Here is a 14685-nt window from a genome sequence, read left to right as displayed (position 1 = left end):
TTTATAAACCTTATATTTCTAATTTCTATCTAATTTTTGTTTAAGTGTACTATATAAACTATCTTCCCATTCTTTTACAGAAAGATTTTCTATGGATTTATAAATAGAAAAATAATGTTGTTTGGCTAGCTCATTGAAGCCTTTCTCTTCTAGTAGTTGAGCTAAGAAAATTTGATCATAAAACTTGTCTTTTAAATCTGTATGTTTCTTTCTATTCAAGGATCCAAGTGCAATTTCAATATCTTCATTATATAAATCATCAGTAGATGTTCCATTAACCTGAAGCGCAGATGTATTATCATTTATATACAAATTATCCTCAGATAGCCATTGTAGCAAACGTTCAGAGCAGAAAGCTGTTCCATCGCTAAAATACAATTCTTTTAATTGAGGTAAACGTTCTAAAAATTCATTTACGGAATCTCTAATAGCATTTGCTATTTCATCATAGCCCAATGAAATAGCTATCATCGCAGATAAATAATGTCCTTCAAACCAGTAAGGCGAAACAGTGAGACTATGTTCGATATCTTTCCATAATGCAATATCTGCATTTGCTATTGATGACTCATAATAGGCGATTCGATCTGCTGAAGGTGGAGATAAAGGCGTTTTATTTTCTTCAGCTAAAGGAATTGTAGTAATGTTATTCCAAATTGCATAGCGTCTGAGTAAATAACCTAAAGGTTGGGATATTTCACGATCTAATAAATATTCTACCACCTTAAACAAGGTATTTTTCCAGGCTCTCTCATTGCTTGCATCCACTTCTATAGGGTCAATAATAGAATTATTTGATGGCGTAGAGGAGCCAAACGTTTGTTTTTGTGATTTCGGTGGTTGTTTCTGTTCGGGATCTTTAGGAGTAATGGTAATTTCTCGATCTACAGCGTAACGAGAAAGTAAATCCATCAATGTCGTAGCCAGTTTGTTATCTTGCCAATATTGATGAAGTTTATTTAATAGTTGAAGTGCAACTTCTTGTTCTATTCGGGAGGCAGATTGCTTGAAGTTGTTAGCAGCATTTTCAAAACGTTTACAGATTTGTACTGTTAAACGATATTTCTTTAGTTCAGAAGATGGCGGTGCGTTTTCCCAATATAGCTCGACATAATCACTCAATAATTGCAGAGCAAGTAATACCTCTAAAACACCACCAGAATGCTGTAGCGTTCGTAATAAATGGGCTAAGATTCTTAAATCTTTACTTTCGTTAGAGAGTAGAGAAAGGGCCGTTTTTTGAACGTTATCAATATCCAATAGTTCATGTTCTAGAGAGCCTAGCTTAACCATTTCGCCATCTAAATATTCCCAGTCTAGATTTTGTTCTGAGATTTCTTGCTCAATCGGCGAACTAATAGGAGAAGCTATTAACTGACGCCAAGGATGTTGTTCTAAGTAATCCATAGTGTTGCTCAACGTTATAAAATTTATTTACCAGTGACAAGCTGTTCGTAGCGGCTTAATTTCATTAGCCAATTCTTTGATGTTGAAGATCAAATCAGAAAATTCTTTATGTTTAGCTTGTATTTTTAATGTATCTGCATTAAATAATTTTTGTATTTCTTTGATCCCATCTAAACCACGGCTAGACTCGAGTAAAAAATAGTTTTCACGAACAAACCATTGTGTTGAGAATGTCGAATTTTCTGTTGTCAATATCACTGAAATACTATTCTTTTTATTGATAGGAGCCGGTAGAGCTACTTGTAATCGAGTGATATTATCAATACAACTAAACATAAGAATTGGTCTATTTGAACGATACCCTAAAGCGGGTGTTGTTAATAGTATTGTTGGATTAGTATCTCCGTGTTCAGTTAAGATAAAATGGGTAGTATTCGTTTCGCGTTTTGCTTCCTGCTGATTTGCTCGAGTCCAAGCCTCTCCTTTGGGGGAGTTTGAGTTTTGCTCCCCAGTTTCTTGACCAATAGAGATAGAATCGTAGCATTCTATTCGTTCTAACACAGATTGAACCGCACGGCATTTTTTTATGTCTTTTAATAGGGAAAGCTCTAAATTTTCTCCCTTTTCACTGGCGTGTATAGCAAGCGGGAGAAATAGAATTCCGATCACGTATAAAATTAGCTTAAATTGCATTCTTTGTCTCCAATTTTTGCAATAAACGTATGGTTATCAACGATAAAGTGGATATGATCTATGTTTTCCTTATTTGCTAATGCCTGTAAAAGTAATAATGAAATTGGAGGTAATAGTTGGCCATCTATAATTGATTCAAGAACTCTAGCTCCATTTTCAGATCTACTTGCACGAGATAAAATTTCCTCTTTCACTTCTTCTGAGATAGTCACTTTTGCACTAAAACGCTCAGTGAGTAGGTTAACGAGCTTATTGAGTTTTCCATTTACAATGGTCAATAGCGTTTCTTTATTCAATGGTAAATAAGGAACGATTTCCATTCTTGCCAAAAGAGCTGGTTTGAAGAAATTTGCTAGTTCAGGATAAAGCTTATCCGTTATCACTTCAGGCGTTTCGGCATTCTCTACAATAGTTTGGTAGCCTAAATTTGATGTTAGAAAGAATACAATATTTTTACAATCAATTAATCTACCTTCTCCATCGGCAAGCTCCCCCTTATCAAAAGCTTGATAAAAAAGGTTTAGTACGTCAGGGTGCGCTTTCTCGACTTCATCTAGTAAGACAACGGAATAAGGTTTGCGTCTAATTGCTTCGGTAAGTATTCCTCCCTCGCCATAACCAACATAGCCAGGAGGCGAGCCAATCAAGCGAGAAACAGTATGCTTTTCTTGAAATTCAGACATATTGATTGTCGTTAGATACTGTTTCCCTCCAAATAATAAATCTGCAATTTGTATTACTGTTTCTGTTTTACCGACACCACTTGGACCTACTAATAAGAATGAGCCTAGCGGGCGTCCTAATCTACGCAAATCAGCTCTTGCAGTAAGTAAATGTTTATATAGGTGGTGAATTGCAAGATCCTGACCTTTTATTTCTTGGGTTAAAAATTGAGGTAGATGGGTAATTGTATTCAATTCATCTTGTGATAATTTGTCTAATGGGACTCCGGTCCATTCTGCAATAACACTTTCAATCTGCTGTTTCGTCACTTGAGGTGCAACAAGAATTTGTGTTTCTTGTAATTTTGATAAACGAGAGGATAAATGTTTTAACTTATTGATATTTGATCTTTTATTCGCAACATCATTATTTAAAAGAGCCTCTCTTAATTTTATAATCTGGTTTACGCAATCTTTTTGCTTTTCCCATTGTTTAGATAAGGCATCCTTTTGCTTCTGTATATGATTGTATTGTTTATTTAATTGCGTTAAACGAACATTATTTTGGCTAAATCCTATTGAAATTTCACGCTCTAATAGCTCAATTTCTAATTTTATCTGTGATAATTGATTCTGAAATAAGGCTAGTTGTTTTGGCGGAGAAGTGAAATTAATAGCCACCCTAGCACAAGCTGTATCTAGTACATCAATGGCTTTGTCTGGTAATTGCCTGCCTGTTAGGTAACGTTCACTCAATTGAGCTGCGGCAATAAGCGCTTCCTCTTCAATCAATACATTATGGGCGGTTTCATAAATATTTTGTAACCCCCTTAAGATCACTATAGATTCTTCAACATTTGGCTCATCAACCTTGACTAATTGGAATCTACGAGAAAGTGCGGCATCTTTTTCAAAATATTTTTTGTATTCACTCCAGGTAGTTGCAGCAATAGTTTTTAATTCTCCTCGAGCAAGTGCGGGCTTCAATAAATTGGATACATCTAACCCACCTTGTTGATTACCTGCACCAATTAATGTATGAGCTTCATCTATAAAAAGAATTATTGGTTTTGGTGAATGACTAACTTCATACATAATACCTTTAAAACGTTTTTCGAACTCACCTTTTACAGATGCACCAGCTTGCATAGCTCCGAGATCTAATGTCATCAACTCGGTATCTTTCATATTTTCAGGGACATTTCCTTCCACAATACGTAAGGCAAGCCCCTCAACTAATGCGCTTTTACCAACGCCAGCTTCTCCAACGATAATCGGATTATTTTTTCTACGACGACAAAGTATATCAATCATTAAGTTAATTTCGTCATCTCGGCATAAGACAGGATCTAATTTATTTTCTCTTGCTAATGCGGTCACATTCTGTGCATATTTATTAAGAAGCTGATGTTCAGTTTCATAGTTATTTCTATTTTGCTCTCTTTCGAAAGTATCGCTTTCACTAGAGCCAGATGTAATTTGCTCAAATTGTTGCTTTAATAAATCACGATTGATATTAACTAAGATATTCGATACTTTGGGTAATAAGTAACGTTGTGGTGTTGCAAGTAAAGTTAATAAAATAGCGCCACTTCTAAGGACTTTTTGATTAAGTTCAGTGGTTGTTAGCAACCAGGCATCTTGTAATAAATCTACTAATAATGGTGAGAAACTAGGGTAGTTCCCCTCAACTAAAGATGGAGTTTGAGGTAATGTTTCTTGGAGCTGTTCTGACAGTGTATCTACGTCGATGTCAAAATGAGAAAGTATTTTTCTTATATCACAAAGTGGGGTTTTTATTGCTTGTAATAACAGATTAGGTACCAAAATTTCTGTTTGGTTTTCTGACATACATTGTGCAGCAGTACTTTCCATAATGGATTTAGTAACTGGAGAGAGTTTGGCAATAAGGCTGGATAATTCTACTTTCATACATTTTCCTAATTAAGTAAATTATTTAATTGCTCTAAAATTACATCACTTTGATGGTCTAGCATAAAGAAATAGACCGCATAAATACAAGTTAATACGATAATGAGATAGATAAGAATTCTTTTAATTGTGAGCTTTTTGGTTAATGAATAAGGTTGTTGTATTTGCTCATCATTATTTTGATATAAAACAAGATGTTCTGGTTTATTCTCTCTTAATGTGAGGAGCAAATCATATAAACGTTTAAAAATATCTTCAAACTCAGCATTATGATTGTTTATTTTGTAACGTCCTTTAAACCCCAAGGAGAAGCATAGATACATAAATTCAAGGAGATCTCTATAACGTTTAGGTTCAGACATTAGCTTATCGAGTAGGATATAAACTTTCTCACCACCCCAAGTCTCATTATGGAAATGAGTCAATAAGGATTTATTTAACCAGCTATTGCTGCTTCCCCATCCATGCGATAGCACAACCTCATCAATAAATGTGCATAAAATATATCGGAAAGAGACAATCATACCAGCTTCATAATGATTTTCTCTTAGTAACTGCTCCATAGACTGTATATCCGTCACCACTTGCGAATACAGTTTCTCGGGCATCATATCTGCATTTACTTCTTTTAGGCGTAAAATCATTCCGAGTAATGGCGTTGCAGCATCAATCATCTTATTAATGTTATTTCCGCGCAATGGAAGATGATAATATTCTTGTAATGATAAATCAGACTGATCGAACATAAATTAATTCCTTATCGCCCATAAATGCATATCTAAATCTGGAAATTCGCCTGATATATGGAAAGCAATAGTTCGATTACGTTTAATTTCTTGCCATTCATCTGAATTTGTATCTAGCTGAAAATAAACATAACCTGCATGGTAAGGTAGCTCTCTTGGGGCTGCGCCTAATGATATAAGAGAAACACCGGGTACTTGTACACTTACCAGTTGCTGTAGGCGACCTTGAGAGGTAACTTTGGTTTGATGCATAAATTGATGAGTTAAATTTTCAACAGGTATCCTTGCAGATACAGCTAAAATAAATGTTGCAGTGTTGAGTAATTGTTCATCATTAATTGCTGCAGAACGAATGCCATGTTCGTTAATAGCAAGTTGGATTGATACTGCTCTAGGTGTTAGAACTGTACTTAATGCCATTCTAATTTCTGAACATAGTTGCTGAAAACTTTTTGTCAAATTAAGGTGATCATAAGGAGGGAATGGGCTTACTGTTCTCGAAGCATCAGTAAAAACCATCAATTCTCCACAAAATGAAGCAAGTTCTCGATAAAAATATTCAGGATGTAAATTAGGATGAATATTTAAATGACGATAAAATGGCAACTTACGGTTAAGTAATTGTAGCATTAAAAATTCAGAAACCTCAGCAACGCCTCGCTGTCCAGGAGAACCAATGCGAGATGCCAATGTTAATGTTCGTTGATCCAGTGTATTTTCCATTTCAACGACAAAATCTTTCAATACCGTAGAAGCAGAGATTGTCATACAGGTTGGAATAAACTTTTCATCTAAAATAATTTGGCCATTTTCCAATCGCTCTTTTATTTTAGCAATAGGGATATAGGTATAAGCACTCTTATCTTCCATTTCAAACATTAAGCGTGGTGATAATTGAGCTAAAAATATGGTTGAAGTATCTCCATGAGGTGTATGCAAATCTCTTATTTCTTCATGAACTTCTTTATAACGTACGATATGATTATTTTTTTGATTTTCTGATTGAATTTCATTAATAGTATTCGTTAAAGTAGGTAATGCTAAATAAATGCATTGTCCAACGACATTATCACCTTGTTTAACTTCAAGAATATTTGGGTTGGCATCTTGAGATGGTATATCAAAATAAGTACCATCAGAAAAATAACCTTTTGCAGCGATGAGAGAAATTCTACCTAAGTTCAAAAGCTCCGAATCAATTTCTACGTATTGTAATCCATAATTATACCCTGTTAGAGAAAGGAGCTGGTTCGACAGTAGATAATCTAAATGCCGTTGTTGTTGCTGGAAGTGCTGAGGTCTAACAAAAGTCCCTTCTCCCCAAATAACGCGATTTCTTGTTGCCATATTTATTCTTTATACTCCTTAATATCAAATGTCCATTTTTTTAAATAAACTAAAATATTATAATGGTATCCCTTACCTTTGATTGGAATGACTTTGCGCCATTGTGCTTTTTCTGGATCTGAGTAATAGGCAATAACCCCTAAATAACGTGTATCTTTATCTAATGTAATATCAGAAATAACCTTGTACTGATCTGGTTGAACTGCATAATCTTGATGAGAAATATAGTTTTTTCCTAGTATATCTTTTAAGCTATCTCCTTCAAATTGTTCATAGTAAGAGGCGAGTAATTTTGAGTCTTCAGAAAGATAAATAACTTGTAATTCTAAAGGGGAAGGCTCACCATCATCATTAGGATTAACATTATTATCAGTTAATAAAGTTAATGCCATTGTAGATGGCCGATCTTCAATTGGTCCTACTGGGGTGCTAGGGTCACTAATTATCTGCCCAATTTTTGTCGCTGTTTCTAAAGTGCTACTGCACCCAATTAAGACTATGCTAATTGGTAAATAAATGGCAATTTTCAGGAAAAAACTAAATTTGCTAATCATACTGAATCCTATTACTTACCCTGTTCCCGTAATGCTTTATCGTAGGCTTGTTCGTATACTTCCCAAAACAGTTTCTCAAAGCCTTGCTGACGTGTTGAAGTCAATTCTCGATAGTAATTTTCATACATTCGCCAAGCCCAGGATGGATCCATGTCTTGCCGTTCATTACTGCGGCGATAATTTTCAAAACGAGCCAATAACATTTCGGGTGAGAATGCCTGTAAGATTGCAGATAACGCACTAATGATAGCCATTTTGTTTGCTTCATTATGAATGAGTAAATTATTTAAACATTCAGATACAGCAGCAGGCGCAGCTAAATGAACAGGGCTTTTTTGATTCCCAAATAAAATGTCCATTGTGGCTGGATAATCTAAGTTTAAACGTAAGGGATTATCCTCAATAGGGCGTAGGTGTTTATCTGATAAACTACTTTGAGCTTGCTGTAAACGTAATAGACCATCAACTGTTGCTTTTAATGTGCTTCCTATCTCACTTAGAATATCATTGATGTCTTGGCTATTGTTTAACGGTATTTTCGTATCCATTTCTCGTAGCAAAGGGGAAATGGTGACATATGCATTTTCAATATATTCGGATTTTTGATGTTGTTCAGGTTGTGGTAAATCAATAAAGTTTGATGAAGACATGGTAGAGCGTCCTATATTTGAAGAGGTAGCCGAAGAGTGAGTAAATGGACTTTCATTATTTAATAATCCTGTGGAGGAAACTGTTGGATCATCATTAGATAAGGCTGATAAAGGATCTAGACTTTTATCCTCTTTGAGGAAATTATTTGTTTTATTCTGAGGGGAGGAGAATTGTTTTTTATCTCCGATTAGGTGTTTTAAATGATCTTGCGTACCGATAATTTCTACTGGTTCTAGAGCGAGAGATTTAAGATCCACATCTTTTTCATTTTCAATATAAACTTTAATCTCTATATTACCAATGGTGATGATGTCACTTTTATTTAATCGAATAAAACCAGAACGAGCATTTATCATACTTCCATTGATCGAAACCTCATTCTTACCGGTGACTTGGAAGCAATAATGGTTATCTCGCCATTCAACTCTAGCCTGGTCGGGCTGAATGTTATTCTTGGTATCTTGAATAACCCACAGATTATTCTTACTGCTACCTAGCGTTCCTCCATTGTAATCAAAAATAAAATAAGCCTGACAGCCACTCTCTATATTTGCAGAGTTTGTTACTTTCAGGATTAGAGTCTTATTGTCTCCGCTTATCATTTTATTGCTCCATACCAATTTGTGTTAGTTTTTTTACTGATAATAATAAAAAAACTAAAAATAGATTTAACAACTAAAGAAGAGGCTGCCTATAGGAAAAGCAAAATACAGACACCCTGCTTAAACCTCGGACGTAAAACATTATATAACTAAATATGTTTTTGTGGAATCTTTCATCTTAATGAATAAATACAAAGTCGAGTATCGTTTAGCTTGCATTGCATATATAAACTATGCTGAAATAATGTTCAATCTATCTATATAAGCATAAGGAACGCCATTATGCAACACTCAAATTTAATTTCTTCTCCAAAACGTTGGTCTATTACGCCGAAAGGCAAAAATCCTGCTCATATTGGTGCTTCTGTGCTACACCCTGATGGTTCAGTTGGCCAGGTTGTGGGAGGGCAATCTACAGTCACCTTTGGTGGCAAAGCGGCGGCTTGTATTGGTGATAAGGTAGAATGCCCAGGACATAGTGGTGTAATTATCGCCGGTGCAAAAAGCGTCTCAATTGGTGGTAAGGCCTTAGCTCGAGAGGGGGATAAAACCAGCTGTGGCGGGGTGATTATCAATGCCTTTCCAACGATTACCGTTTATGACAGCACAAAAACCGTGCATGGCAAAAGTGCAGAGGGCAAACAGGAACTTAAATTATCTCTCTTTCAATCAGCCTTTTCTGAGCAAAAGAAATATGTAGGAATGCCGTATAAGCTTTACATTGATGGGAGTGAAGTGGGTGAGGGCCTTTCTAATGAAGAAGGGGATTTTTACCTTGAAGTTCCAGAAAACACCAACGAATTTGAGCTTGTGCTTAAAAATGGCGATCGCTATATCATCGCGACGGAAAGCTAATCTTCTGTAACATTAAGGAGGAAACGTGATGGACGAGGAAAAACAACCGATTCGCATACAACTTGCGAAACATCAAAATGAAGTGATTTTAACAGAGCGTTGGTTTTTAGATAATGCGGAGACTTACCAAAATGGGGATAAAAGTCGACCGGTGGATGCAACATTCAAAGCCTTAGTGAATGGTGAAACGGCATTTGCTGAAGTGTATGAAGCAATTAACAATGCCAAGCGTTCTGTTGATATAGCAATTTGGGGCTTTCAGCCCTCTATGTGTTTTAAGCGAGGTAGCGATGACAAAACTTACCGCATTGGGGATTTGCTCATAATCAAAGCGTATGAAAATGTACAAATTCGTTTACTGGTTTGGAGTATGTGGTTTCATGCACAAACCTTTGTACATGAAAATGCGAATTTAGGTGGAATGCAGGGCGTAAAATATCGTAGTGTAACTGACGTCATTAGGGCGCAAGAACAATATGACTACTATTGGTATATGGCGATTAAAGGGGAGTTACACCTTTTTCTAGAAAGAACTAAAATGAATTTTACTGATCCTTATCTAAAGGATGCAGCTGAATTTAAAGAGGCGAAAACTATTTTTAACAAAAGCCGTATTAATTTAATCAAAGATATTGAGGCTAACTATTCACATTTAGTCACTTTTTCCCGCACAGTGGCAAGAAAGAAAATCCAATATAAAAATCGCCGTATCGCTTTATTTAATGACACCTTTGATAACCGTAAGTATTTTGATAAAAATTTGCCTTGGCAAGCAGAGCTAACTTTATCTGCTACTTCTTCACATCACCAAAAAACAGTGTTAATTGATTATGAATTGCCAGAATGCGCAGTCGGCTTTGTGATGGAGCATAATATGATTGATAACTATTGGGATACGAACGAACATCATTATGGCGATATCAAACTTCCTCACCTAGGAAAAAATGTCAATACACCGTTACAAGATGTGTCGAGTGTTGTGACGGGTGAAGTGTTATGGGATATCAACTATAACTTCTGCCAATCTTGGGATCGTAATGGATTATTTGAAAATCGAGGGAATTATGAGGCGACAGAGAATCTCACCCAACAACGACAACATCTAACCCGTGAAATGTTTATCCCTAATGAAAAATTTGGCCATCAGGTTAAAGCCCAAACTTTACGCACTTATGATGAACCACGAGTCACCGATATTCAAAAAATTTATCTGCAAAATATCAAAAAAACGGTGAGCTATATTTACACGGAAAATCAATATTTTCGTTATCCTCCGTTAGTTGAAACCTTCCTTACCCATTGGGAAAAAATGCGACAAGCAGGACGAACTAGTCCGATTTACTGGTTTGCGGTAACAAACTCAAGTGATGATGGGCTTGGTAAAGGCACTTACACCACTAATCAAATGTTGAAATTATTAGGCAGACAAGATGTGATGCCTAATGTAGTAAGGCAGTTAAAGATTGAAGAAATCCAAACAAAAATTGAGTATCACTACTTTAGATTAACTCAGCCTAATTCACATTCAAATCCAAGTTTAGTGATGAAGGAAATCGATGAGTTAAAAAAACAAAAAGCAGGTTTAGAGGAAGAGATAAAAAAGACCCAAAAAAATGTTGAAAAAGGAATTGACCAAAAAGAACTTGAGTTGCTCAAAAAACTTGAAGCCAAAATTGACCAGACACCAGGTATTAAAAGCCATATTTGCACATTAGCCTCAGCGAACAGTTGGGATGAGGTGTATGTGCATTCCAAAGTGACCATTATGGATGATGTTTTTACGATAATCAGCTCAGCCAATTTAAATACCCGCAGTATGGAGAAAGATACTGAGTTAGGTATAGTAATTGAGAATGGGCAAGTTGCTCGTGAGTTGCGGCAAACTTTATGGGGTTTGCATACAAAGAATGATAGTGATGCCAATCCTCCTGATTTGCATGATCATCGTGATTCTGAAAAGGTATTTAATAAATGGAAAGATTTAATCAATGCAAATCAATCTGCAAGAGAAAAAGGCGAGATGCCTAAACATCCTTTACGTCAATTTTTCCGGGCAGATCCGAAAGTATCGAGGTTAGACTAATGAAGCACACGTGTTTAAAAATATTTTGGTTTATTGCCATTGCCGTTCCCGTAAGTTTTGTCTTATTGATTAAGTATTTAGAATGTAACCCTATTTTTATGGGTGGGGGGCCGAGTTATCGGCCGGAACGCTGTACCGCCAAAGAAAGAGCTGAAAGTGAAAAATTGAAAAAGGAGTATAAAATGGATGTTATGCAACAACTTGCTGCCTTAGAATTTAGCTGTGTTCATGAAGAGAGACCATCTATCCCCGAAGAAGCCCAACTGCTTTACAACTATGCTCTTTATCAAGACTTACACAAAATGTGGACAGGGAAAGCCGGCGATTGGAATGAACTTTTGCCTTATTACCGAATTGCCGCAGCTAATGGGGATTATAAAGCCAATGTAAGGTTGCAATATTTATTAGAAACCAATCGTGCCTTAACCTCAACGAGCTATGATGAGGTACATAGTTTGAATAAGTTATTAGCGAAATCGCTTCCAGCGACGGCATATTATAAGCTTTATGGACATCTAGATATTGGCTTTGGTGTCACCACCAAAGAAAAAGACGGTAAATATGCCTATTTAAGAAAAGCAGCAGATTTGGGTAGTAAAGAGGCGCAGTATGTAGTATCTAAATACATAGGTGCAGTTGATGATCCTGAAACGCTTAAATATAGACTAAAAATAATTGAACAGCTCAGGCAATGTGCTTCAGAACAAGGCTTAGCGGAGGCTTCGGAGTTTTTAGGAATCAGTTATCAGGATGAAAGACAATATAAGCAAGCAATTCAAGCCTTTCATCAAGGGGTAAAAAACGGCTCTTCTTCTTCTGCAGGATGGTTATCTAGTGCTTTTGATGATAAAAGGAAAGATGACGGAAGTGATATGTATTTTTTAAATCTTTCTACAGATTTAGAACGCTCATTAAGATACGAGATGATAAGACACTATTTATCAACGAAAGACTATCTCCAACCTAAAGTCCCTGACCTTGATGAAATAGTTCCCTTACCCCCAGCCAAACTCCCACCTTGGGACGGTAAAATCGCATTCCAACGTTGGTTTGAAGGCCCTTCACCGCAAAAACCAAGTGATGAGTTAATGCAAAAACTGGCTGAAAAAGCCGGGCTAGATTGGCAAACTGGTCTTCCGTTGAAAAAATAAGGGGGAAACTACCGCACTTTTTATTGAGAGCAGAAAAAAGTGCGGTGGAAAATTAAGGCGGATTTATGGTTTTTGTTTAAATATCACTGTTCTATTTTTATCCTAATGTAGCGAGGTTAGACTAATGAAGCACGCGTGTTTAAAAATATTTTGGTTTATTGCCATTGCCGTTCCCGTAAGTTTTGTCTTATTGATTAAGTATTTAGAATGTAACCCTATTTTTATGGGCGGAGGGCCGAGTTATCGACCAGAACGTTGTACCGCCAAAGAAAGAGCTGAAAGTGAAAAATTGAAAAAGGAGTATAAAATGGATGTTATGCAACAACTTGCTGCCTTAGAATTTAGCTGTGTTCATGAAGAGAGACCACCTATCCCCGAAGAAGCCCAACTGCTTTACAACTATGCCCTTTATCAAGATTTACACAAAATGTGGACAGGGAAAGCAGGGGATTGGAATGAACTTTTGCCTTATTACCGAATTGCCGCAGCTAATGGGGATTATAAAGCCAATGTAAGGTTGCAATATTTATTAGAAACCAACCGAGCCTTAACCTCAACGAGCTATGATGAGGTGCATAATCTCAATAAACTTCTAGCGAAATCACTTCCGGCGACGGCATATTATAAGCTTTATGGACATCTAGATATTGGCTTTGGTGTCACCACTAAAGAAAAAGACGGCAAATATGCCTATTTAAGAAAAGCAGCGGATTTGGGTAGTCGAGAAGCGCAGTATGTGGTGGCAGATATGTTAGGGGATATAGATGATCCCGAAACGCTCCCATATAGACAAAAAATTATTGAGCAACTTAGACAATGTGCTTCGGACCAAGGCTTAGCAAAGGCCTCCACATTTTTAGGTATCCGTTATAAAAATCAAGGTCAATATGAGCAAGCAATTCAAGCGTTTCATCAAGGCGTAAAAAATGGTTCTTCATCCTCAGCAAATAGATTAGCTTATGGATTTGATGGTAAGCGAAAAAATGATGGTGAAGATATTGATTTTCTAAATCTGCCTGAAGATATAGAGCGTTCAGTAAGATATAAAATGATACAGAATTATTTGTCAACGAAAGACTATCTCCAACCTAAAGTCCCTGACCTTGATGAAATCGTTCCCTTACCCCCAGCCAAACTTCCACCTTGGGACGGTAAAATCGCTTTTCAACGTTGGTTTGAAGGCCCTTCACCACAAAAACCAAGTGATGAGTTAATGCAGAAACTGGCTGAAAAAGCAGGGTTAGATTGGCAAACTGGATTGCCGTTGAAAAAATAAGGGCAAAGACGATGCACGTTGAATGTATTGATGTTAGAGACAAGGAATCTCATTATGCAAGACTCAAAATCAACTTTTTCTCCAAAACATTGGTCGATTACGCCGAAAGGCAAAAATCCTGCTCATATTGGTGCTTCTGTGCTACACCCTGATGGTTCGGTTGGCCAGGTTGTGGGAGGGCAATCTACTGTCACCTTTGGTGGCAAAGCGGCGGCTTGTATTGGTGATAAGGTAGAATGTCCAGGACATAGTGGTGTAATTATCGCTGGAGCAAAAACCGTCTCCATTGGCGGTAAGGCCTTAGCCCGAGAAGGGGATAAAACCAGCTGTGGCGGGGTGATTATCAATGCTTTTCCAACGATTACCGTTTATGACAGCACAAAAACCGTGCATGGCAAAAGTATCGCTGGTGCTAAAGAGATTCGATTAAATTTAATGGAATCGGCACATTCAAAGCAGAGTGCTTATGCTGGAATGCCTTATAAAGTGATGATTGAACAGCAAGAGATTGGGCAAGGTGTTATTGATGAAACCGGCTCGCTTTATTTTGAAGTGAAAGACACAGACAAAGAAGGCGAAATTGAGCTAGGCAATGGGCAACGGTTTCATTTGCAATTAATTGAGGAAATAGACCTTGCTAGTACATTAGATAAACAAGGGTATCCGACAGAGCAAGCTCAAGATAACGAGCTTGCTGATTATCACCAAGTATTAAAGGATAACTAA

Annotated in this window: 12 protein-coding genes; 5 read left to right on the top strand and 7 right to left on the bottom strand. The window is 36.7% G+C overall.

Annotated features, from left to right (window positions below; genetic code table 11):
* Positions 1-18 precede the first annotated feature (18 nt).
* The 7 genes from tssA to tagH are packed head-to-tail and all read right to left on the bottom strand — an operon-like array spanning position 19 to position 8594.
* Positions 19-1407, bottom strand: coding sequence for a type VI secretion system protein TssA (gene tssA, locus L5B76_RS07595; protein ID WP_265754908.1), 1389 nt, complete (start codon positions 1405-1407; stop codon positions 19-21).
* A 27-nt stretch (positions 1408-1434) separates the two neighbouring features.
* Positions 1435-2100: a type VI secretion system-associated protein VasI gene (vasI, locus tag L5B76_RS07590; protein ID WP_265754907.1), complete on the bottom strand. Its 666-nt coding sequence runs from the start codon at positions 2098-2100 to the stop codon at positions 1435-1437.
* Positions 2085-4694, bottom strand: coding sequence for a type VI secretion system ATPase TssH (tssH, locus tag L5B76_RS07585; protein WP_265754906.1), 2610 nt, complete (start codon positions 4692-4694; stop codon positions 2085-2087). The genes vasI and tssH overlap by 16 nt, the downstream gene beginning before the upstream one ends.
* Positions 4695-4702: 8 nt before the next feature.
* On the bottom strand, positions 4703-5440 hold the full coding sequence (gene icmH, locus L5B76_RS07580) for a type IVB secretion system protein IcmH/DotU (RefSeq protein ID WP_250349946.1): 738 nt from the start codon (positions 5438-5440) through the stop codon (positions 4703-4705).
* 3 nt (positions 5441-5443) lie between these two features.
* Positions 5444-6787: a type VI secretion system baseplate subunit TssK gene (gene tssK, locus L5B76_RS07575; RefSeq protein WP_250349947.1), complete on the bottom strand. Its 1344-nt coding sequence runs from the start codon at positions 6785-6787 to the stop codon at positions 5444-5446.
* Positions 6788-6789: 2 nt separating this feature from the next.
* Positions 6790-7341 (bottom strand): type VI secretion system lipoprotein TssJ, encoded by a 552-nt coding sequence (gene tssJ / locus L5B76_RS07570; RefSeq protein ID WP_250349948.1) that lies wholly within the window; start codon positions 7339-7341, stop codon positions 6790-6792.
* An 11-nt stretch (positions 7342-7352) separates the two neighbouring features.
* Positions 7353-8594, bottom strand: coding sequence for a type VI secretion system-associated FHA domain protein TagH (gene tagH / locus L5B76_RS07565; RefSeq protein ID WP_265754905.1), 1242 nt, complete (start codon positions 8592-8594; stop codon positions 7353-7355).
* Positions 8595-8876: 282 nt separating this feature from the next.
* Here tagH and L5B76_RS07560 point away from each other — a divergent pair, with 282 nt between their 5' ends.
* From L5B76_RS07560 to L5B76_RS07540, 5 genes are all read left to right on the top strand, one after another.
* On the top strand, positions 8877-9449 hold the full coding sequence (locus tag L5B76_RS07560; protein ID WP_265754903.1) for a PAAR domain-containing protein: 573 nt from the start codon (positions 8877-8879) through the stop codon (positions 9447-9449).
* A gap of 28 nt (positions 9450-9477) precedes the next feature.
* Entirely contained in the window at positions 9478-11532 is a 2055-nt protein-coding gene (locus L5B76_RS07555) for a phospholipase D-like domain-containing protein (protein ID WP_265754901.1), read from the top strand.
* Positions 11532-12683, top strand: coding sequence for a DUF6396 domain-containing protein (locus tag L5B76_RS07550; RefSeq protein WP_265754900.1), 1152 nt, complete (start codon positions 11532-11534; stop codon positions 12681-12683). The genes L5B76_RS07555 and L5B76_RS07550 overlap by 1 nt, the downstream gene beginning before the upstream one ends.
* A gap of 124 nt (positions 12684-12807) precedes the next feature.
* Positions 12808-13959, top strand: coding sequence for an SEL1-like repeat protein (locus L5B76_RS07545; RefSeq protein WP_250349959.1), 1152 nt, complete (start codon positions 12808-12810; stop codon positions 13957-13959).
* Positions 13960-14013: 54 nt separating this feature from the next.
* The gene (locus L5B76_RS07540; protein WP_250349960.1) at positions 14014-14685 is read left to right on the top strand and encodes a PAAR domain-containing protein; all 672 of its coding nucleotides are present in this window, start codon (positions 14014-14016) and stop codon (positions 14683-14685) included.

The sequence above is a fragment of the Avibacterium sp. 21-594 genome, assembly GCF_026226815.1.
Classification (GTDB): Bacteria; Pseudomonadota; Gammaproteobacteria; order Enterobacterales; family Pasteurellaceae; genus Avibacterium; species Avibacterium avium.
The sequence above is the reverse complement of the archived record's forward strand: the minus strand, read 5'-3'. Positions and strand labels throughout refer to the sequence as shown.